General features: G+C 50.7%; 15 protein-coding genes. 4 read left to right on the top strand and 11 right to left on the bottom strand.

What is annotated here, in order from left to right; all coding sequences use genetic code 11:
• From HP435_RS06505 to HP435_RS06490, 4 genes are all read right to left on the bottom strand, one after another.
• Positions 1–1,389 carry a hydantoin-5-propionate amidohydrolase gene (locus HP435_RS06505; RefSeq protein ID WP_122962839.1) on the bottom strand — a complete coding sequence of 463 codons (1,389 nt, stop codon included), beginning with the start codon at positions 1,387–1,389 and terminating at the stop codon, positions 1–3.
• Between the two features lie 19 nt (positions 1,390–1,408).
• Positions 1,409–2,140 carry an IclR family transcriptional regulator gene (locus HP435_RS06500; RefSeq protein ID WP_173598453.1) on the bottom strand — a complete coding sequence of 244 codons (732 nt, stop codon included), beginning with the start codon at positions 2,138–2,140 and terminating at the stop codon, positions 1,409–1,411.
• Between the two features lie 275 nt (positions 2,141–2,415).
• Positions 2,416–7,947 (bottom strand): chitobiase/beta-hexosaminidase C-terminal domain-containing protein, encoded by a 5,532-nt coding sequence (locus tag HP435_RS06495; protein ID WP_173598454.1) that lies wholly within the window; start codon positions 7,945–7,947, stop codon positions 2,416–2,418.
• 170 nt (positions 7,948–8,117) lie between these two features.
• Positions 8,118–8,798 carry a queuosine precursor transporter gene (locus tag HP435_RS06490; protein WP_122962836.1) on the bottom strand — a complete coding sequence of 227 codons (681 nt, stop codon included), beginning with the start codon at positions 8,796–8,798 and terminating at the stop codon, positions 8,118–8,120.
• Positions 8,799–9,155: 357 nt separating this feature from the next.
• On the opposite strand from HP435_RS06490, the gene HP435_RS06485 reads away from it, so the two are divergent.
• On the top strand, positions 9,156–10,214 hold the full coding sequence (locus HP435_RS06485) for a hypothetical protein (RefSeq protein WP_122962835.1): 1,059 nt from the start codon (positions 9,156–9,158) through the stop codon (positions 10,212–10,214).
• A 152-nt stretch (positions 10,215–10,366) separates the two neighbouring features.
• Here the strand turns inward: HP435_RS06485 and HP435_RS06480 are convergent, their stop codons facing one another.
• Positions 10,367–10,807, bottom strand: a complete 441-nt coding sequence (locus HP435_RS06480; RefSeq protein ID WP_173596057.1) for a GNAT family N-acetyltransferase — start codon at positions 10,805–10,807, stop codon at positions 10,367–10,369.
• Positions 10,808–11,634: 827 nt separating this feature from the next.
• Between HP435_RS06480 and HP435_RS06475 the strand changes: the two genes are divergently transcribed.
• Positions 11,635–12,825: a hypothetical protein gene (locus HP435_RS06475; RefSeq protein ID WP_217364955.1), complete on the top strand. Its 1,191-nt coding sequence runs from the start codon at positions 11,635–11,637 to the stop codon at positions 12,823–12,825.
• Between the two features lie 88 nt (positions 12,826–12,913).
• On the opposite strand, the gene HP435_RS06470 is transcribed toward HP435_RS06475, so the two are convergent.
• Positions 12,914–13,390, bottom strand: coding sequence for a hypothetical protein (locus HP435_RS06470; protein WP_122962834.1), 477 nt, complete (start codon positions 13,388–13,390; stop codon positions 12,914–12,916).
• 203 nt (positions 13,391–13,593) lie between these two features.
• Complete coding sequence (locus HP435_RS06465; protein ID WP_122962833.1) at positions 13,594–14,886, bottom strand: NCS2 family permease; 1,293 nt, start codon at positions 14,884–14,886, stop codon at positions 13,594–13,596.
• Between the two features lie 144 nt (positions 14,887–15,030).
• On the opposite strand from HP435_RS06465, the gene HP435_RS06460 reads away from it, so the two are divergent.
• Together HP435_RS06460 and HP435_RS06455 are read left to right on the top strand one after the other, a co-directional pair.
• Positions 15,031–15,900, top strand: coding sequence for a LysR family transcriptional regulator (locus tag HP435_RS06460; RefSeq protein WP_173598455.1), 870 nt, complete (start codon positions 15,031–15,033; stop codon positions 15,898–15,900).
• A 97-nt stretch (positions 15,901–15,997) separates the two neighbouring features.
• Positions 15,998–17,521, top strand: coding sequence for a glycine betaine uptake BCCT transporter (locus tag HP435_RS06455; protein ID WP_173598456.1), 1,524 nt, complete (start codon positions 15,998–16,000; stop codon positions 17,519–17,521).
• Positions 17,522–17,643: 122 nt separating this feature from the next.
• On the opposite strand, the gene HP435_RS06450 is transcribed toward HP435_RS06455, so the two are convergent.
• The 4 genes from HP435_RS06450 to HP435_RS06435 form a co-directional block, all read right to left on the bottom strand.
• Complete coding sequence (locus HP435_RS06450; protein ID WP_122962830.1) at positions 17,644–18,084, bottom strand: 2-thiouracil desulfurase family protein; 441 nt, start codon at positions 18,082–18,084, stop codon at positions 17,644–17,646.
• Between the two features lie 32 nt (positions 18,085–18,116).
• Entirely contained in the window at positions 18,117–19,049 is a 933-nt protein-coding gene (gene coaA / locus HP435_RS06445; protein WP_229049841.1) for a type I pantothenate kinase, read from the bottom strand.
• Positions 19,050–19,204: 155 nt separating this feature from the next.
• Positions 19,205–20,191: a hypothetical protein gene (locus tag HP435_RS06440; RefSeq protein ID WP_173596056.1), complete on the bottom strand. Its 987-nt coding sequence runs from the start codon at positions 20,189–20,191 to the stop codon at positions 19,205–19,207.
• Positions 20,182–20,673, bottom strand: coding sequence for an RNA polymerase sigma factor (locus tag HP435_RS06435; RefSeq protein WP_229049840.1), 492 nt, complete (start codon positions 20,671–20,673; stop codon positions 20,182–20,184). The genes HP435_RS06440 and HP435_RS06435 overlap by 10 nt, the downstream gene beginning before the upstream one ends.
• Between the last annotated feature and the right edge of the window lie 129 nt (positions 20,674–20,802).

Below are 20,802 nucleotides of genomic sequence, written 5' to 3'. Positions count from 1 at the left end.
TCAATGGTTGCGCCCCCCAACAGCCGCTCCCTTGTAAGCGGAACCGGGAACAAACGAACCGAAGCCCGGCTCGACAGTGACCTCTTCGCCGTCGTACACAGTCGTCCCGCGCACAATCGTCTGAATGACTTTGCCCTTCACTTCCTGGCCGTGGAACGGCGACATTTTCGAATGAGAGCGGAAGCGAGTCTCGTCAATTACCCATGTCTGGTCAGGATCAATCACGGCAAAATCGGCATCGTAGCCTACCGCGATTTTCCCTTTGCCCGGAATCTGGAACACTTCTGCCGGATGCTGCGCCATTACTTTGGCGAACTGGACAGGGGTCATCGTGCCTTTTGCTACCGTCGCAGCAAACATCAGCGGCGTCATGATCTCCACGCCTGGCAAACCGGATGCCGCTTTGAAAATGTTGTCATTGCCCGGATTTTTGTGCTCGGCTCCCCATGGCGCATGGTCGGAGGAAATCAGTTCGATATTCCCGTCCTGGAGGTGCTTCCACAACCCTGCCACTTCCTCTGGCTCGCGCAGCGGAGGATTGTTTTTCGCTTTCGGTCCGAACTGATCCAGTGCGTTCACGTCCAGCAGCAAGTACGGATAACAAGTTTCGCTCGTCACCTGGACGCCTTGCGCCTTGAAAGCATTGATCAAATCGATCGTACGCGGATGACTGACATGGACGATGTGCAGCTTCACGCCTGTCCAATAGGCAAATTCCATCAGCTTGAGCACGGCGCTTGTCTCGGTGACAGGCGGGCGCGTCTCATTATGCGCTTTTGGGTACACTTTGTTTGCCTGTTTATACTCCTCGATCATGTCGACGATGATTTCGTCATTTTCGGAGTGAAAAGCTGCGCGCAGTCCCGTTTCTTTGATCAGCTCCATCGCCTTGATAATTTCCGGGTCCGGGATGCGCGGAAAACGGTACGCATCGGTCTCAAACGTGGACATTTTGAAAGCGACGGCGCCAGCCTCCGCGAGCGGCACGATCTGATCCGTCCCGTTCGTTTTGGAAATGGTGCCCCACAGACATATGTCCACGACCGCTTCTTGCTCCAATTGTTTTACCTTTTTTTCAAAGATTTCTACATTCGAAATCGGATTTGGCAGGTCGTAGGGCATGTCCAGAAATGTCGTGATTCCCCCTGCTGCCGCAGACATGCTCGTCGGGATAAATCCTTCGTTCGGATTGCTGAAACAGTGAACGTGAACATCGATGGTTCCCGGGAACACGTAGGCGTTGGCAAAATCCAGCACCTTATCCGCCACAAGAACCGCATCCGGCGACTCGATAACGGCAATCTTCCCGTCCTTGACTCCAATCTGTCCCAAAGTCACCTGATCTTCTCGTACCATTTTCCCGCGAACAACCAAATCGTATTTTTCCATTGTATTCTCCCACCTATCTTTACAGATAGCGCTGAATCGACTCTGCCGCTGCCATCAGATGGGCAACCAGTTCCTTTTCGTCTTTTTCCAGCATCCGTCCACGAGGTCCGGCAATGCTCAAAGAAGCGACAACCTGCTGATCGGAATCATGGATGGGTACACCGTAAGAAACGACGCCTTCATCGATCTCCCCATCCGAGAAGGCATACCCCTTCTCTCTGATTTCAGCCAAATTTTGTTTCATGACGGCGAGATCGGTGATCGTCTGCTCGGTATGTTTGCGCACAAACCCTTTCCCGTACAGCTCTTCCACGATCTCCTCTGCAAGAAAGGCAAGCAGCGCCTTGGAAGATGCCCCGCCGTACAACGGAACAATCTGTCCTTGCTCCGACGAAACTTTGATGGGCTGATGAGACGCAATCGTTTCGAGACAGACCGCCTGCATGTTGGAGTACACCAGCAAAATCGACGTCTCTTCTGTCACCTTGGTCAATTGCCTCATCACAGGCTGCGCGATGGCTGTTATGTTCATGTCCAGGCGGACGATTTTCGCCAGCTTCAAAAAACGGTAGCCCAGGCTGTAGTACCCGTTGGCCGATTCCATGATATAGCCTTTTTCTTTGAGCAAACGCAGATGACGATAGACAGAACTTTGCGGCTGTCCCAACTTCTCGGCGATTTGCGGTACGTTCAACGCTCTTGTGTCAAAATCGAACAAATCCAAAATGTCCAAGGTTTTCTCTGCACTCATCTGATCTTGTATCCTTCTTTCGTAGTGTGATATCCCTCCTAACAGATTAGCATAGGACTGACTCTTGTTCCATTATCAACATTTGATAATTGATTATCATTTATTAAATTTTATGTTTTTACTATAGCGCACTTCGTTTGCTGAAGACAACTCATTTTTTCATTTGCCTGAAAATAAAGCTTTTCTCCCGGCCATAAATGCTTGATACGAGCGGGTTTTGTTTGGTACGCAGCAAAAAAGAAAAAGCTCCCCTGTTTGACAGAGGAGCTTTTCGCTCATTGGCTAGTTTCTACAATTCGCACAAACACATACACCTTCACCGTCTTGCCTTCATACTGGATCGTGATCGTTGCCCTTGTACCCCCAGAGGCATCTGCCAAGACGCGAATCCGTCCTGTCTCGTCTACCTCCACCTGCTCGGGCACGCTCGACTCGAACTGGATTCCTGCTGCATCCGTCACTTCTTCTGAACTTCCGTCGCCGTAAGTAGCGAGGACTTCAAGCTGCAGCTCCTCTCCAGGTACGAGCTTTAGCGATTTTGCCTTGACTTCGAGTTTGTCCAAAGCGGCATCTCCGACGACGTAAGCCGCAGCGGATTGCACCGGGAACACGGCCATGTCATCCTCTTGTGTCACCTTGATCGGCTTGCCCCTGGCTCCGGTTACCGTCTTCCACTTTTTGTTCCGGTACGTGTAAACTTGCCGCTTGTCGTCGCCGTCAGTTGCAGCGGGCAATCCGAGCGTGAAGCCTGCTTTGCCCAGGCTGGTCAGTTCTTTTCCGTTACTCCACGCTTGCAACAGGTAGGCTTCGCCCGGATTGGGAACGCCTTGCCACCCGTTTCCTTCTGCTTCCGTCAAGGAGAGGGCGAATTTTCTGGCCCGTTCCGCCGCAAAATACGCTCCCGGCACTTCCACCCATGCCCCGCCAGGTACGGTCAGGCTTGCACCGATCTCCTTTTTCTTCAACACTTCGACCAGTTGCTGATCCAGTGAAATCTGCTGCTCTTCCTGCCTTGCTTGTTTGCTCTGGAAGCGATCTTCTGTATCGGCATCATCCTCCTCGGGTGCCTCTACTGCCTCCTCTTCGATCTGGATGAACAACGCAGGCGTGAAGCCGATTTTTTCCCTCACATCCTTGATTGCCACAAGGAAATCGCCGAGCGTTTCCAGCAATTCCTCCACTTGCTCGTCTGACGCCTTGATCTCGGCTCCAGACTCGACCTCGATTGTGCCAGCCTGTTTCAGCAGCGTTTCAGCCAGGACGCGAACGCGTTTCGCCGCGTCTTTTGAGATATCTTCTGCATCGAGTGGGGCGAGCGCCGTTTTGGCAAAGTTCGTCAAGGCAGCAAGCCCGAGTCTGGCAAGCTCTTCGTCCTCCCCTTTTTCGCTGACAAGAGGATCAAACGCTTTTTGCAAAAATGATTCGGTCAAATCACGCAGTGTCGCTTCCCGGATGACGTCACGTTCGGCCTGCTCCATTACAGCAGCCAGCACCGTTGAAATCGTATCGGAAACTGTATCCCACTTGTCCGCTGGCTCCGGCTTTTTCGATTGGAGCAGCTTTTCCAAACTGCCGAGAACGAGGCCCACCTGTTTCACAATGCTTTCCTCGTCGGTTGCAGACAAAATCGCGTTTTCCGCTTGCTTGTTCAACTCCCTCTGCTTTTCCGGCGTCGGTGTCGTGTCTGGCGGGGTGACTGGCGGAATCGACGGGCTTGTCGGTTTGGCAGGCACTTGTACCGCAAGCGTTTGGGTCAGGGCAGTCGATTGATCTGACAGCCTGGTCACTTGCAAAATCAGCTCTACACTCGTCGCGCGATTCGGCGGCGTGATCGTGCCATCCAGCGCTATGACATCGGTGTCGCTCGACGACTTGATCGCCACCGCAAATTTTGCCGGCACTTGCGGCAGAGCGAGCCTGGTCGCTCCGGCTGCTGGCTGGGCGATGCGCGTGATACTGTCTGCTACTTCCTGCGCTGTCGTTTCGTACTCGCCTTGATTTTGCAAATCGAGCTGCACAAGCACCGGATCATGGTCGCTTACCCGGCCTTGACGCTCTGTGAACCCGGCATTGATATGCACGATATCGACCTTCGCGTTCGATTCCAGATGCGGGCTGACCAAAATTTGATCGAGCACTTGCGAGTTGCCTTGGTACACATACGTGTATTGTCTGCCCGGCGGCAGCGTCTCGACCATGTTGGTCAAAGCTCCATCCGCCAAAGCTCTCACTGGGTTGGAGAAGGGGAAGTCATTCAGGTCACCCAAAACAACTACGTTTGCCTTGGCGTCTGCTGCGTGAATCTGTTTGACAAAGCGGTTCACAACGCCGGCGATTTTCATCCGCTGTGCTTCACTCACCAGCTTCGGCGGCTGATCTTTGCCAAACAGCGCCCCATCTCCGCCCTTGGAATTAAAATGGTTGGCGATGACAAACACGGATTGGTCCTGGAATACAAACTCGGCTGCCAGCGGCTTGCGGCTGGACGCGAACGCCTCGTTGTTCGGATCGACCCGGCCCGGATTGAGTGTGAGGTGCGGCGCTCCGTTGCGCGACTCGACCTGCACCGCTTCTGTTGCTGTTCCCGCTGCGCCGTCTGCCAGTTGCACGCGATCCGGGTTGTAGAAAAATCCGACGCGAATGTTGCCGCCTGGCTGGCCGCCGTCCTGGTTGTTTTGCGGAGCGATATCGACGTAGCGGTAAGCAGGCCCGTTCTTTTGCCCGATGGCCTGAATCAACGCTTGCGCCGATTTGGAAGCATCCGTCTCACCGTTGTCTGTCGGCCCGTTGTTGTCCTGCATCTCTACGACACCGATAATATCCGGCGCTTTCATGTTCTCCACGATCGTTTCCGCGATGCGCCCGATTTTGTCTGAATCCGTTTTCGCTGAAAAGTTCTCGATGTTGTAGGAAGCGATCACGAGCTTATCCGGTTTTGGAGACAGTTTGGTCACAGTCGGCTCGCTTTCGCCTGCCTGTACGGAAAACGTTTTGGTGTGATACAGCTTGTAGTTCGCAAAGCTGTAATCGACAATTCCTACCAACGGTTCGGAAAAAGTGTCGCCAACCTTCGGATGATCCAAGATCGGCTCGAATTTGTCCGCTACCGTAATGCGCTCAGGGTGAAAATCGTCTGCTTGCAGCAAAACTCCGCCTGCTGGCGTGCGCGGCTGTTCGGGGTGCGCCTGGTCGTCAATGATGACGAACTCAACGCTTGCCGGGTTGGAGAAAACTTTTGTCTCCCCGACCACGACTGGATTGTCGATCTGAACCAGCATCCCTTCGAGGCTTTCCCAAAAATCAATGCCGTCCTCCTCCGGATCGAACTTGCCCAGACTGTCGTTGTCGATGACCCTTTTTGGATAGCGGTAATTTCCTTTTCCGAGCACAATCGGGTCTGGCAAGGACTGATCCGGTTTCGTCACGGTGACTTTCGCAGCATCAATCTGCGTCTGCGTGAGGTCAGTGGCCGCCCTGCTCTGTTGCACATACTCCTTCACAGTCCCGTCGACGCTCACTTCATCGCCCGGTTTGACGGCTGCTTTCGGCTCATACACATAAATTCCTTCTGATGTACGCGGATCATCGTCGGGAGCTGTGTCTTGCATGTAGAAGCCCTGGACTGTTCCGCCGCTTTTCACGACCGCCGTGACAATTCCCGCAACGGCTTTTACCGTGCCGTCCGCCATCGGCGATTGGTGCGAAGCTCCTTGGATATCATGAATGCGAATGTTGTCTTTTTGGATCGTGTAACGGAACGTGGCGACTTTGCTATCCGTAAAGCCTTCTTTGACTGCAAACGCTTGAATCGTCGTGTCCGCATCAATCTGGAGCGGGGCTGTATAGACGGCACTGGCGCGAGTCGGCGGCGAACCGTCTGTCGTGTAGTAAATTTTCGCATCGGCCATAGACGTAGACAAAGTTACTTTGGTGCCTGCGGCGATCAGCGGCCCTTGCGGATACGCTGTCACAGTCGGCACTGTGGTCGCATCCTCTACCAGATCAGCCGCCGTGCGCGGCACAAGTTTGTACTCGTTATAATCGTAATTGACGACCCCGGTGATGCTGGCGTAGGTCACGTCCTTTTCCAAAGGAAGCGCTGGCGATGGACGCGACAGAAAGCTTCCCTGCGCGTCTTGCAGCGTGTAGTTTCCGCTTTGTACGGACTTTACCGTAACTTGGTGAACTGTGACCAGCTTGCCTTCGATTGCTTCTCCCGTGCTTGCCGCAAAATCGGCCGAGGTAACCAACTGCGGTGCTGGCACGCCTGCCTGCTTTTCTACGACCGTGACCTGATCGGCTGCCGCTTCCAACTGGGCAAGCCCGTAGTAGTCGTTCAGTTTTCCGGTCGCCTGAATTTTGTCTCCGACCTCGATCTTGCCCGCAAGTCCTGGCGCGCGCAGGACAATCCCGGCTGTGTCATCCTGCATGTAGACGTTGAACTGCCCGCCTGCCTCGAACATGGCTGTGACGGTTCCTTCAATCATGGCTGTTGTCCCTTTGGCCAAAACTCTCGCTTCGGCAATCGCGCTCGGCGCAAGCACAGCCTTCGCCACGGCTACAGGCTCGCTTTCGAACATCTGGCCGCGCTCGTCCGCAAGCTGCTGCGTCACGTACACTTTTTCCAGCTGATCGGGAACTTGAACCGAATAGGAAAAGGCCCCATTGTCCGCTGCGCTTCCTGTCGGACTGCCGCCGAGCAACAAGCTGTTTCCGCCGGGAGCGTCATACGCGCGAAGAATCGCCTTGCCCGCTGCCGCTCCTGCCTGGCCCTTCAGCTCGGCTGTCTGCCCCCCTTGCTGCAAACTGACTTTGTCTACTGCGATGGCAGGGCTTGTAGCTGCTGGAACCAGTTCCGCGCCCTGACTTTCCTGTTTGCTGCCTTCTTTTGCCGTGAGATAGACAGCCGTTGCCCCCGGATTGTGATTGGCAAAAGTCAAATCGATTTGCCCGGCTTGGTCTGCTGCTTGTTCAGCCAGAGCTGTTTCGCTTCCCGTGGGCTGGGCTGCGTATACTTTGATCGTGACATTCGGGCGGACATAGCCGCGAATGGTGGCTGCCGCCGGATTCGTGTTGTCAAACAGCAGCCCTCTGCCGCTCGGCTTCTCGGTGACATCTGTCGCAGGCGGAGTTTCTGCCGGACTCGCCGTATTTTTCGGCGTCAGCTCACCCGCGATGAAGTCGGCGCTGTTATCGTTCGTATCCCAGCCGTTTCCGCCGTTTGGCGCGATGCCGTCGGCGTTGCTTTTGCGGGAGACACTGGTGGAGGCCGTCGTAGCCGGAGCAGGTGCTGCGCCTTCATACGCATTGGCTGCTCCGAAGCCGACCAGATCGACGATATCAGGGGATGACACATCGGTTCCGGTCAAAACGGTTCCGCTCCTGACCAGCGCAACCTTTCCTTCCGTGCCGGACAAGTTCAGCGTCCCTGTATCATCCGGTGCGGGAAGCTCTGCTATGCCACCTGTGCCTGCCGCCTGTTTGACCAAATAAAAGCCGTACGGGGCAATCGTGCCAGTCAAACTGGACTTTTGCCAGGCGCCTGTTCCTTTGGCAGAACCGTATTGCACCGACCAGCCGTTAAGAGATACTGGTGTGCTAGTCGGGTTGTACAGCTCGATAAAGTCATTTTTGTAATGGGACCCGCTGTTTCCCCCGCCCCCGTACACCTCGCTGATCACGATATGATCGGCATGCTGCGCCTTTGCCTGCGGCAGCCATCCCGTCGGCAAAACCGCGCCCGCAACCACAGCTGCGATTAGCGCCAGCTTGGGCAAACGGCGAAAACCTTGGTTTTTGTGTGACATTCTTTCTTCATTCCTCCTCTCCAAAATACGAAACGAAAGCTATGAACATCGTAAACAATCAATCTGAACTGTATGTAAATTTGATGTAAACAATGTATAATCCTTCCATTATGCACACAACAAAAACCGCCAAAAAGCACGATGCTTTGGCGGTTTTTCTGTCTTTTCACTTAATCCTCCGGAACTTTCATACTGCGGGCGATATAGAGAACCGGCGTGGAAGCGGCCGATACGACAAACTTGATCAGGTAGGTAGTCAGCAAAATTTGCCACCATACTTCCATCGGGTATACACCGAGAAAAGCAATCGTGCAAAAAGTAACGGAATCGAGCAATTGGCTAAACAAGGTGCTCCCGTTGTTGCGAATCCACAACTGATTGCGGCCCGGGCATTTCTTTTTCAGCCAGGAGTAAATTTTCACGTCGACAAACTGGCTGAGCAAATACGCGCACAGGCTGCCCAGCGCAAGCCGCGGCATCAAGCCGAACAGCGTCTCCAGCGATTGCTGCGAAATGTCTGTTTCTTGCGGCTCAAATACAAGCACGAGCTGCATAATGATCGTCGTCGCGATCAAGGTGAAAAATCCGAACCAGACTGCCTTTTTCGCTGCCTTCTCCCCATACTTTTCGTTCAGCAGGTCTGACACGAGATAAATCGACGCGTAAATCGTGTTGCCCAATGTCATGACCAGTCCAAACATTTCGATGGTTTTCACCACCTGTATGTTGGCGAGCACCGTAGCCATCCCGATCCAGGCATACAGCCCCATGCGGCCGAACAGGCGGTAGCAGAGCAGAAACAGCCCGAAATTCACCAGAGCGAAAAAGACTCCAAGTGTAAGATTAAACATATATAATGCCTCCTAGTTTTGATAACGCGGGAGTTTTGCGAACCGCGGCCCTTTTTGGGCATTCCAACATTGTACTTGGATTTGCTTGTTTTCGCAATGATATCTTGGCGAGGTTCCCACTCCCTCCCCCTCCCCCTCCGGCTTGCCGCGCCGCATGTCGCCCGCTGTCGTTTTCCACGTGCTATTTTTCATGACAACGATCCTTCAAGCATGTCCTGTTACTCCTTTGTCAGCACGATGTCATCCGGTTGTAACCATTTCGCTATCTGCTTCGTACATAATGAACGCATAGCAAGACACGAGCTCACTCACCACACACACCACGAACAAACATCTGGACAGGAGAGGATTTTCATCATGAACAACTGGAACAAAATCGTAACCGGAACGGTGCTCACTTCGGTGCTTTTCACCGGACAAGCCCTGACTGCCGATGCCGCAAGCACAAGCTCTGCACCGAAAAACTTGCAGGTGCTCTCGCAAAAAACGGCAGACGTTACCGGCGACAACAAAGCCGACACGATCGCCTTGTATGGCAAAAAGGAGAAAAACAGCCCGTACGTGAGCGATCTCACTGTCAAAGTGACAGACGGCCAAACGAAAAAGTCCGTGACGATTGACCTCAAAGACAGCGGCTATGAGCCAAAGCTGTCCGTGCAAGATTTCACTTACGACAAAAAAGGCGAAATCATGGTTTCGGCTGATACAGGCGGCAGCGGCGGCTATACCACCAACTATATTTACACGCTGAAAAACGGCAAAGCCGAGAAGCTCAGCTTGCCTGGACTGGATAAAAACAAGGCAGGTGTGCTCGGCGGCGGATTCGTCCAGCTGAAACCGATCGACAACAATAAAAACGGCCTGTACGTTCTGGAAGGCACAGAGCGCCTGACCGGAGATTACAATGCGGACGTTCGCGGCTACCTCCAGTCGAAATGGAAATGGAGCCAAAACAAATGGGAATTGATGAGCGCCCACTTCGAGCCGACCAAAACGGAAAAGCAAGTGTACCAAGGTTCTTTTAAAAGCCATGACTCCGCGTATGCTTTTCTCGCGCCAAAGTCTTGGAACGGCAACATCCTGATTGACGAGCGGACAGGCCCGAACGCAGACCCTTACTTGCCGGAAGCCAAAAGCGTGACTTCCTTCCAGTTCAACGCAAGCAAAACGGAAGATCAGGCGGCTGTCGTCGTCATCTACGCTTTTGACAAAAACGACTGGAAAAAGCTGAACAACCCTGACGAGCCGCCAGTCGGCTACGAAATCGCGCAAGATCCCGCTACCAACACGGTCTATGCAGCTGCTTTGCCTCAGGACAGCGTATTCGACCCGGCAACAGACCAAGGCAAAAAGTTTCTCTCGCTGGTCATGACGCTGGATGAAGTGAAAAAAGCGTTCGTGCTGGTGAAGCGCTAAGCTTTCAAGCATCTGAGCCAGCCGAGCCTCTAGACTTCGTGAGCCATGAAAAAGAAAAGGACACCTTTTGCCCGATCAGGTGCAGCAGGTGTCTTTTTTCTGTGAACAACGTCTCGGCGTTTTTTTATGCAATGGGGTGTGACGGCTTGCGCTCAAACGACACGGTCATGACTGTTTGGTTTGACACAGAAAAAACGTTCCGTCCCGGGGTACAGCTCTCCCAGGCTCTCCACGGCAAAGCCACACGCCTGATAAAACGCGACTGCGTCCTGGTCTGTCTCCGCTTGCAGGGCAGCAAACGAATGCTGCTGCAATACCTCGTCAATCAGTTTGCGGCCAATTCCTTTTCCTCTTTTTGCTTCTTCGACAGCGATATGTAAAATGACGGCGGTATTTTCCGTGCGATTGATTTTGAGTCCAATGATCGCCACGAGCTTTTCGCCTTCCGCGAAAGCGTACAAAATCCGGTTCGGGTCGGACTTGTACAGCCGCATGAGCACGTTCAGTTTTTCCTCGGTCGGGTTGAAAATGCTCGCTGCGATGACGGACGCGACATCATCCGTCAGTTCATGGATTTGTTTTAGCTGGAGCATTTGTTTCCTCCCCTTTTTCACTTTTTGAATGCCGCCGACATAAAAATCATTGGCTGTCAGGTTTTCCTTGAAACAGGCATTGCATCGCTCTACACCTGCTCGTTCATTATACAGATTCCTCCAATTTTCTTGTGTCCCGATGTGACAATGAAAATTTGTGGAGATCATCGGTGCCGTTCACTTTTACTACCATTCCGTATTTGGATGAGGAGCACCAGTTCGAACCGTGTGGAAACTTTACTTTTCCCATCACATGAGGGCAGTGAAATTTGAGATCGTTTCTGTCGTCGCCTGCGTACGCCATTTCAAATCTAAATGTTGCAATGGATGGAACCGGATGATCGATGGGAAACCCACATTGATAACGCAAACGTAAATCACTGATAAATCTCAGGTGAAGGGCAATAAATTAAAAAGTGCCTTCGCGCGGCGCCATCAACAAAGCCCGTAAAATCGCTTCGCGGCTGTGCCCCGTTGCACCTTGGGGGGAATGCTTCTTAATTCTTTTACGTATTGGCACAAGTGACTTCACCTTTCTCGAAGTTTTCGTGCTTGGTCGCTTGAAAACCTCCAAGAAGGTGAAGTCTTTTTTATGCTTTTCTAGCCCTTGATACCAAAGGTCTCAAGAACCTGTCAAAGACTCATCTATGAAAAACGCTTTAGAAAACTATGCACCCTATTTATTTTAAAGATAGCTATTAAGAGACGTATGAAAGCCAAAGTAAAAGTTTCAAAATATTAATAATTGGAAATGAACTCCTAAACAATATTTTACAACAAAAATAATTAATGGTAATATTTCACTTATTATAAAGGAGGTAATAAGTATGAAAAAAATAAGTAGTTTAGTTATAGCTTTTGCTCTTGTATCTTCCTTAGTGGTTACACCTAGTGGTATGGCAGCAGAAAAAAATTTCAATATAAGGACAGTAGGTCACCTTGAGTCAATCACTTCAGAAACGGAGTACAATGAAGCAACAGGGGAAGAAATAACAACTGAAAAACACGGTGTAGATGTAAAAGGAATGTTTAACGTGAATGAAAAATTGTTTTCAGCCAAGATTAAGAATTTAGAACAAGGGATTTCCTACAATTTAATAGGAGAATTAGATAAAGTATTGTCTGAAGATCAAGCTTACTATTTTATTGGAAAAGATTCTAATAATGACTTGATTCAATTTGAAGCAATAGTAGAAAAAGTATCAGACAATGACTATAAATCAACCATTAACATCTATGAATACTTGGAAAACAATGAAGAACCAATAAATGCAAATACTTTTATATTTGATGGAAATTCTTCTGAGATAAAAAAATATAGAATTGAAACAGAAAGAAAACCTATTGTACTTAGCTTATCTAATAATGCTCTAAAATCTTTTAGTGAAGAAGACTCCTATTATAGCGATTTACAAGGTGGGTCTGGAGAAGGCTATAGATACTTAATTCAAGGGCCTGAGACAACACATATAGACGCTGGTAATAATTACGCATTTAGATGGGGTACAAAAATTAAGGACATTGAAACAAAATTAAAAAAAGAAGGGATTGATTACACTGGATACCATGATATTGTTGATTTCAGAACAAGAGTATACACTAATGCGCCTCTTGTATTTAACACTGTAGAGCCAATTAGCAATTCAACAACAGAGTTCCAAATCCCAATGTACTTAGGACAATACGTGGGTACACAATTTATTACTGTGAGAGCTCACGATGTTACAATAACAGGATCAGGTACAGATAACTTACTCTACAAATTAACATGGAATTCAGCCTATTCCCCTTCTGGTTACCTAGATGAAAGAAAATTTGATGTTAATCCTAAATCCGCTCCAGGTTTTGTTGTAAAATATTTTATGGATACGCCCTCTTCAATAAGCACTGGAAGCAAAAAAGTTAATTTTAATGGTTATTTTAAATACAGATCAAAATACAACTCCTATTCTCTACTACTCAATTATTATACAGAAATAACGCATAGTGATTACTACACGATTAAAATAATTAAATAATCTTATTTGCACAAAAATAGCGGTTAGGCTATATAACCTAACCGCTATTTTTGCTTTTAGCTTCTTTTATTTAAGTTATGTAACTTTTTTAATAGGAAAATGGATACATATCACTAAAAAGAATTGTATCGCTCAGAATGTAGTTATCCACTTCTGTCACAAAGGAAGAATAAACTGAGGTGAGTGGAGCAGAGTTATTTCCTTTCTTCCAGTATGTCAATCGAATTTCCACATCATGACTAACTGAAAATACAGACTCTTCATATCCTCCTTTCATCCCTTCAAAACTGACTCCTTCGGCTTGCTTGAAACTCTCTGGAGCTAATTCTAAGTACCTATTGTCTGCATGAATAATTATTTTGGTCTCTCCTGTTTGAGGTACTCCTGATATTTTTAAATTTATGCTTATTTTATCCCTTTCATTAATCGTAGTTCCATCTTCCTCATACTCAACTTTTATCTTTTTTAATGCTTCAGTAGCAGAATTATAGTTATACAAATCTCTAGCAAGCAATCCTAAGACAACAGCAATAATAATCAGAAAAACTAAAATAATTTTTCTCATTAGAATCTACCCGCTTTCTATTTTTGTATAAAATTTACATTTTAAAATTATATCACAAATAAGTAATATCGTATAGAAACCTCTTCTTAACACAGGCATGCTCTCTTTTTTATGTAATTTCATCTTTATCAAAAGGCAATTTTTCATCACGCCCAAACGAGACAAAAAAATACCCCGACTATTTACGTCAGGGTATCGTTGTCTCACGCCAAAATCGGCAGCATCAGGTTGAGCAAAAACAGTCCGGCGATCACGTAGAGCAGAGCAGGCACTTCCTGGCGTTTGCCCAGCGCGAGCTTCATCAGCGGGTACGCCACGAAGCCAAAAGCGATTCCGTCGACAATGCTGTAGGACAGCGGAATGATCGCGATGATCAGGAAGGCCGGGAAGCCCTCGGAAAAGTCTTTCAGGTTGATGTTTTGCACATTTTGCAGCATCAACGCCCCGATGATGATCAACACAGGAGCAACGGCGCCATCCGGGATCATTTTCACGACCGGAATCAGGCCGAGCGAGAACAGCAGAAGCGTTCCGGTCACGAGCGTGGTCAAGCCTGTGCGCCCACCTGCGGCGATACCTGCGGCTGTCTCAACCGTAGCGACCGTCGGGCTGGTTCCCATAATCCCCGAGATGGCTGCCGACAAGGCGTTTGCTTGCAAGGAGCGGCGAAACTTTTGCGGCTGGCCGAACATCGCTGTATGCCCGTGCAGCAATCCGATATTTTCAAACACGATCACCATTGCCAGCGAAAAAGTGGCGATCCAGAATGGCAAAGTCCAGATGGCGGAAAACGACATGCCAGCAAAAACTTGCCCGTACTGCGCAAACGAGAAGCTGCCGCCTTCACCCGGCGAAACAACCCCGAGCAAGAAACCCAATCCGGTTCCCGCCGCAATCCCGATCAAAAAATTGCCCGGGACATTGCGCACGAACAAGATCAGCGTAAGCAACAACGTGACCAGCGTCACTACCACGTGCGGGCTGGACAAATCGCCGAGCGCCACGAATGTGGACGGGTTGGTGACGATCAGGCCGCCTTTTTGCAGCCCGATAAAGGTCAAAAACAGACCGATGCCCACGGTGATCGCTTCTTTCAGCGACGTAGGAATCGCATTGGACAAAATCGTCGCCACCCGGGTAAAGGCGATGACGGTAAAAATCAACCCGGAAACGAATACGGCTGCCAGCGCCTCTTGCCAGGACAGCCCCATCGACTGGCAAAGCGTATAAGTGAACAGCGCGTTAATCCCCATCCCAGGGACGAGAATGATCGGCGCATTCGCCCAGAAGGCCATCAAGAGCGAGCCGATAAAAGCGGTCAGTACCGTTGCGAGAATGCCCGCTTCCATCGGTATTCCGGCATCCTGCAAAATCGAAGCGTTTACGGCAACAATGTAGACAATGGTGACAAAGCCGATAAATCCGGCGATAAGTTCCCTTTGAAACGTCGTGTCGCAAGCGCGCAAGTGAAAAAGTTTTTCCAGCCACGTACGCACGTATATTTCCCTTCTTTCTTCGTTGTCTTCTCCAACTTTCACGTAAAAAATATGCTATCATAGCGACAACAATATGAAAAATATCAAGAAAATCTGCTTTTCATATCGAAATCATATAGATGACAACAGAAAGAAGGAAGCTACGTGGATATACGGCAGTTACGCTACTTTATCGCGATCGCGGAAGAAGGGCAGATTACGGGGGCGGCAAAGCGGCTGAACATGGCCCAACCGCCGCTGAGCCAGCAGCTCAAGCAAATGGAGGACGAGCTGGGAGTCGTACTGGTGGAGCGCTCCGGAAAACGGATGGAGTTGACGGAAGCCGGACTCACTCTGTACAGACAGGCGCTGAATATCGTGCACCAAATGGAAGAAGCTTTGTCCGAAGTAAAAGAAACGGGGGAAGGGATTCGCGGGACGCTGTCCATCGGGGTGAGCGCTCTGTCCGCCTATCGCCTGCCGGGGCAAATTCGCCTGTTCCAGCAAAAATACCCGCTCATTACGTATAAAGTCTGGAAAGGCGACACCCAGTTGCTCAATCAATGGCTGGAGCGGCGCACGATTGAGGTCGCCATCGTCCGGCTGCCCCACTCGCTCAACAACTGCACCATGATTCCGCTGGAAGAGGAAGCTTTCGTCCTGATCGTCCCGGCAGACTCGCCCTATGCAGATCGCAGCGAGATTCACATGCGTGAAATCGCCCAGTTGCCGCTGATCATGCCAAGCCTTCCCGGGCTGGGCATCTACGATCTGATCGTGAAAGAATTTTCCCGGCTGGGCGTGGAGCCGCACGTCATCTGCGAGTGTCCGGATATTTCGCTGATCGTCAGCATGGTCGCCGCTTCCGTCGGTTCGTCGATCGTCCCGATCTCCGCCTGGGAAACGCATCAGAGCGAACAAATCCGCGGAATCAAGCTCGCGGGAACTTCTATTTACTCGTCCGCGGCTGTCGTCTGGCAATCCGGGCGGCATTTGTCCAAAGCCGCCAAGCGGTTCATTGAGACGTTTTCGTAGAGGCTGCCGTATGTCTAATGCCATCTCATTGGAATAATCTCGGAAATCTCGCGGGACGATAAACTATCGCCATATTGCCTGTCCCGGGAGGAACCGTATGACCTTTTTCATTTCTATCGTGATCGTGGTGCTGATCGTCTTGTTCGGTGCTATCTCGCCGGAGCTTTTTGCCAGCGCAGCCGCGCAGGTGCTGAAGATGACCACGACGAACTTTGGCTGGTTTTACTTGATCGTCACATTCGGTTTTCTGATCTTTTGCCTGTTTCTCGCGTTTAGCCGCTATGGACAAATTCCGCTCGGCGGCGATGACGACGAGCCGGAATATTCCTTGCCGACCTGGTTTGCCATGCTGTTTAGTGCCGGAATGGGCATCGGGCTTGTTTTTTGGGGAGTGGCAGAGCCGATCTCGCACTACTTTGCTCCCCCGGCGGGCGTGACCGGACAAACGACCGAAGCCGCCCAGACGGCCTTGCGTTACGCCTTTTTCCACTGGGGCTTGCATCCGTGGGGAATATACGCCGTCATTGCGCTTGCCCTCGCCTACTTTCAGTTCCGCAAAGGGGCAAAAGGCTTGATCTCCTCGACTTTTCTCCCTCTGCTTGGCGACAAAGTAAACGGCCCGATCGGCAAAGGCATTGATGTGCTCGCTGTCATTGCGACTGCTTTTGGCGTTGCCACTTCCCTCGGGCTGGGCACGCTGCAAATTAACGGAGGCTTTACCCACTTGTTCGGCGTGCCTTCCAATTTGTTCGTGCAAATCGCCATTATCGTAGTCATTACCGTGCTGTTTCTCGTGTCCGCAACGACCGGACTGGACAAAGGGATCAAGTACCTCAGCAACACCAACCTGATTTTGGCATTGGCCTTGCTTTTCCTCACGCTTGTCCTGGGGCCGACCTCGTTTCTGTTCGATACTTTCACAAGCACCCTTGGCAGCTACTTGAACAACCTTGTCTCCATGAGCCTCAGACTCACCCCGTTCACGCAAGGAACATGGGTGGCGAACTGGACGCTGTTTTACTGGGCCTGGTGGATTGCCTGGGCACCGTTTGTCGGCATGTTCATCGCCCGCGTCTCCAAAGGGCGCACAATCAAAGAGTTCGTCATCTGCGTCATGCTCGTGCCGAGCCTGCTCAGCTTCATCTGGTTTTCCGTGTTTGGGGGAACCGCGCTGCATCTGGAGATTTTTGATCAGGCCCAGATCGGGCAAGCTGTGCAGAACGATATTTCCACTGCCCTGTTTCTCGCTCTGGAGCAGCTTCCCATGGGCTACATCTTGGCCGTAGTCGCAACGCTTTTGGTCATCACCTTTTTTATCACTTCGGCGGACTCGGCTATTTTTGTCCTGGGCATGCTGTCGTCGGACGGCAAGCTGAATCCGTCCAATCGCGTCAAAATTACGTGGGGCATCCTGCAATCGGCCATTGCCGTCGTGCTGTTGCTCAGCGGCGGATTGGAAGGGCTGCAAACCGCCTCGATCGTCGCTGCCCTGCCTTTTGCCGTCATCATGGTTTTGATGTGCTACTCCTTGCTAAAAGCGCTCAAAGAAGAAGACCAGCTTGTCAAAAAGCAGCGCAAGGAACAGCAAAGAAAGTTGGAGCGCTTGCTGGAAAAATCGTGAATGGCTCATGAGGAGTCAGCCAGCACAAAAAGCCCGCGTACAGAGCAATCGCTGCGTACACGGGCTTTTCATGGCATCGCAGGCAAAAGTTTTCTCCACCCGCTTTGTTCTTCTGTTTCGCTTTAGTCCCGCTCCGACTGGACTTCTATCCCGTTTCTGCGGAACAAGGCGGCGGTCAAGCCGATGCCCGACACCTTTTTCCCCGAAAATTGGCCGTCGTACACAAACGAACTGCCACAGGACGGACTGTTTTCCTTCAAAATGGCAGAAGTTGCCCCGACAGTTGTCGCCAGCCTGAGCGCCTGCTGTGCTCCCGCCAAAAATTCGGCCGTCACGTCGCGGCCTGTGTTGTCGATAATTTTTGCCCGGCCATCCAGCACATCGTATCCGTCGCCCCCGACAATCTCCGCTGGCGGACGGGGAGTTGGCAGACCACCCAACTGCTCAGGACAGACAGGGATTGCTTTGCCCTCCCTCAGCAGTTGTTCCAGCTCGCTGTCCAGGCACGATTTCTGGTCATAACGGCATTCACACCCGATCAAGCACGCACTGATCACTTTCACAAGCAATCCCTCCCGTTGCGATTCGCTTTTCGTTACAGTTTGCGCAGCTTGACGCTTTGCACCATGTGATCTTGCCCTTTGTTCAAAATGAGCTGCGCCCTGACTCGCGTCGGCAAAATGTTTTGCACCAAATTGGCCCCGTTGATTTCCGTCCAGATGCCTGTCGCCACTTCTGTCGCTTCTTCGTCGGACAAGCTCGCATACCGTCTGAAATACGAGTTCGGATCGGAAAACGCCGTTTGCCGCAGCAGCTTGAAGCGCTCGACGTACCATTCCAAAATGTCTTTTTCTTCTGCATGCACGTAAATCGAATAATCGAAGAAATCGGAGACGATGACTTCGGATATGCGCGGCTCGTCGCCTTTTGGCGGTTGCAGAACATTCAATCCTTCCACAATCAGAATATCCGGCTGGCGGACGGTTTGCCATTCCCCCGGAACGATGTCGTAGACCAGATGGGAGTAAACAGGAGCCTTGACTTCAGGCAACCCGGATTTCACATCGGCCAAAAAATTGATAAAACGGCGCAGGTCGTAGCTCTCCGGGAAGCCTTTGCGCTTCATGATGCCCCGCTCTTCCAGGACGCGGTTCGGGTAGAGGAAGCCGTCTGTCGTGACCAGATCGACCTTGGGATGGTTCGGCCAACGCGACAAGAGCGTCTGCAAAATCCGGGCCGTCGTGCTTTTGCCTACAGCCACACTTCCGGCAATCCCGATAATAAACGGAACCTTGCCGTCCTGATTGCCCAAAAACGTATGCGTAGCCTGATACAGCTCCTGCATGCCGCCGACATACAAGTTCAACAGTCGGGACAACGGCAAATAAATGTCGGCGACCTCGGTCATAGATATATTTTCATTCAGTCCCTGCAAACAGGAGAGCTCTTCATCTGATATGGTTAGCGGTGTGGAAGCACGCAGTGCTCTCCACTGCTCGCGGTTGAAAGTAACGTAGGGTGATGCCATGGGAATGTACATCCTTTCCATCATGAAAGTGCTTTCTTTGTTTCATCACAAAGTAAGTTTACACTAGCATGCCGCTCTTGGGAACAAGAGGGATGTCCCGAAGCAAATCACGGACACTTTCCCCCTGCGAAAATGAGTACATTCCCACAGCAATATCACCTTTCTTGTTTCGCGAAGTCTTTGGCTGGCAAGCTCTGTTTTTCCTCCAATTCCCAGGTTTTCGTTTGCTCCACCCAGCGGTAGCGAACAGACTGATCCCTTCCCTTTCCGTCATTGTAAATCACGATTGCGGTAGGATTATGCCTTGCTAAAAATACGGAAGGAAGGCTCCCTTTGTACGGCCTGTTCTCGAAAACTGGTTGCATGGAGAGGCGAGCGATTTGTTTTAACGCCTCTTCCCTCCATCCCAAATCAGCGTAGATACGACCCTGCTTGTCATTGCTGAGGTAAATAAAGGCAGACGGCTCAAGAGAAAAAGACTGGAGCATCGCTGCTTTTTTTTGCGCAAGTTCATAGGCATACTTCACATCTGCCTGAAATTCCAGGTTGTTCGTCAAAAAAAGAATGTTTTGAAAAGCATACACATAAGTTGGCCCACTGGCTCGCAGCGGCAGCCGTTCTGCTTTCAAACGGGCATTCTCAAACGTATACGTAATATCGTGCGAGCGCGTGAAGTCTTCTTTGATCTTGATTTGGTCTGCCTGATAGCCTTCCGGGAACAAAACGACATGAAGCTTCCTGCGCTTGTCTTCTAACAGCAGCGCTTCTTTGGCATCGAGGAAGACACCGTCCAGTGGTGAACGTGACATTTTCTCGATGTTCACCCCTCCATATACCCACATCAGCTCTTTCATGCTTTCCAGCTGCCTTTGAACGAAATAATCGCTCACTGGAACGCTCTCTTTTTCCTGCGACCAATTTTTGCTGCTCTCCTGGCCAAACTCGCTCGTAACGCCTGCACTTGTCACGGCAATGAGAACCGAGCACGCCAAAATGGCTGCGATCCGGCCTGACCCGCTTTTTTTCCTTCCCTTTACCTGGGCGAAAATGTTTTGTTCGATTTGCTTCAAGTGTTCTGCATCCGCCTTGAATGCCTTCTGCTCGCGCTTTGCCAACAGGCGCAGTCCTTTCTCTATGTCCAATCCTCTCCCTCCTTTAGCAAAAGTGCCTTTAGCTTTTCGCGGGCACGATGCAATCGCGTATACACCGCACCAGTCGAGATGCCAAGCACCTCTGCGATCTCTTCCGCGCTAAGCTCTTCAAAATAGCAGAGAATCAGCATTTGCCGATGCCGATAGGGCAGTTTGGATACAGTTGTAACCAATTGACGCCATTCTTCTTTTTGCATGACTTCCTCTTCCAATTCGGTAAACCCCGGAACAAGCGGATCTGCCTGGTAAAACAAATTTCGGAATGACCATGATCGTCGATATCTTTTGCATTCATTGACAGCAATCCGATACAGCCAGGTTTCGACTTTACTATCGCCCCGAAAGTTCGGCAGATGCTGATACGCACGCAAAAACACTTCCTGCGTGATATCTTCCGCAACCAGCCGATCTTGGACCAGCCAACAACACAGGCGATACACGCGATAAAGATGGTCATCAACCAATTGTTCCAACGAGACTTCCGCCGTAGCATGGAGAACCGAGATGGACGATAGCAGCTCTTTATTCCTCAGCTTTCTCGCCTCCTTCTCCTGTTAGATACAACATCTGCTTGTTTCTTACAGCTATTTTGTAAATATTTT

Origin of the sequence: Brevibacillus sp. HD3.3A (genome assembly GCF_013284375.2) — a bacterium.
GTDB classification, from domain to species: domain Bacteria; phylum Bacillota; class Bacilli; order Brevibacillales; family Brevibacillaceae; genus Brevibacillus; species Brevibacillus parabrevis.
This window is presented reverse-complemented; position numbering and strand designations above follow the sequence as displayed.

What these genes read in the sequence shown, in the direction of transcription:
- HP435_RS06475 (WP_217364955.1), top strand. Translation starts at nt 11,635, where the DNA reads ATGAAAAAAATAAGTAGTTTAGTTATAGCTTTTGCTCTTGTATCTTCC.
- HP435_RS06500 (WP_173598453.1), bottom strand. Translation starts at nt 2,140, where the DNA reads ATGAGTGCAGAGAAAACCTTGGACATTTTGGATTTGTTCGATTTTGAC.
- HP435_RS06495 (WP_173598454.1), bottom strand. Translation starts at nt 7,947, where the DNA reads ATGTCACACAAAAACCAAGGTTTTCGCCGTTTGCCCAAGCTGGCGCTA.
- HP435_RS06455 (WP_173598456.1), top strand. Translation starts at nt 15,998, where the DNA reads ATGACCTTTTTCATTTCTATCGTGATCGTGGTGCTGATCGTCTTGTTC.
- HP435_RS06470 (WP_122962834.1), bottom strand. Translation starts at nt 13,390, where the DNA reads ATGAGAAAAATTATTTTAGTTTTTCTGATTATTATTGCTGTTGTCTTA.
- HP435_RS06485 (WP_122962835.1), top strand. Translation starts at nt 9,156, where the DNA reads ATGAACAACTGGAACAAAATCGTAACCGGAACGGTGCTCACTTCGGTG.
- HP435_RS06490 (WP_122962836.1), bottom strand. Translation starts at nt 8,798, where the DNA reads ATGTTTAATCTTACACTTGGAGTCTTTTTCGCTCTGGTGAATTTCGGG.
- coaA (WP_229049841.1), bottom strand. Translation starts at nt 19,049, where the DNA reads ATGGCATCACCCTACGTTACTTTCAACCGCGAGCAGTGGAGAGCACTG.
- HP435_RS06505 (WP_122962839.1), bottom strand. Translation starts at nt 1,389, where the DNA reads ATGGAAAAATACGATTTGGTTGTTCGCGGGAAAATGGTACGAGAAGAT.
- HP435_RS06480 (WP_173596057.1), bottom strand. Translation starts at nt 10,807, where the DNA reads ATGCTCCAGCTAAAACAAATCCATGAACTGACGGATGATGTCGCGTCC.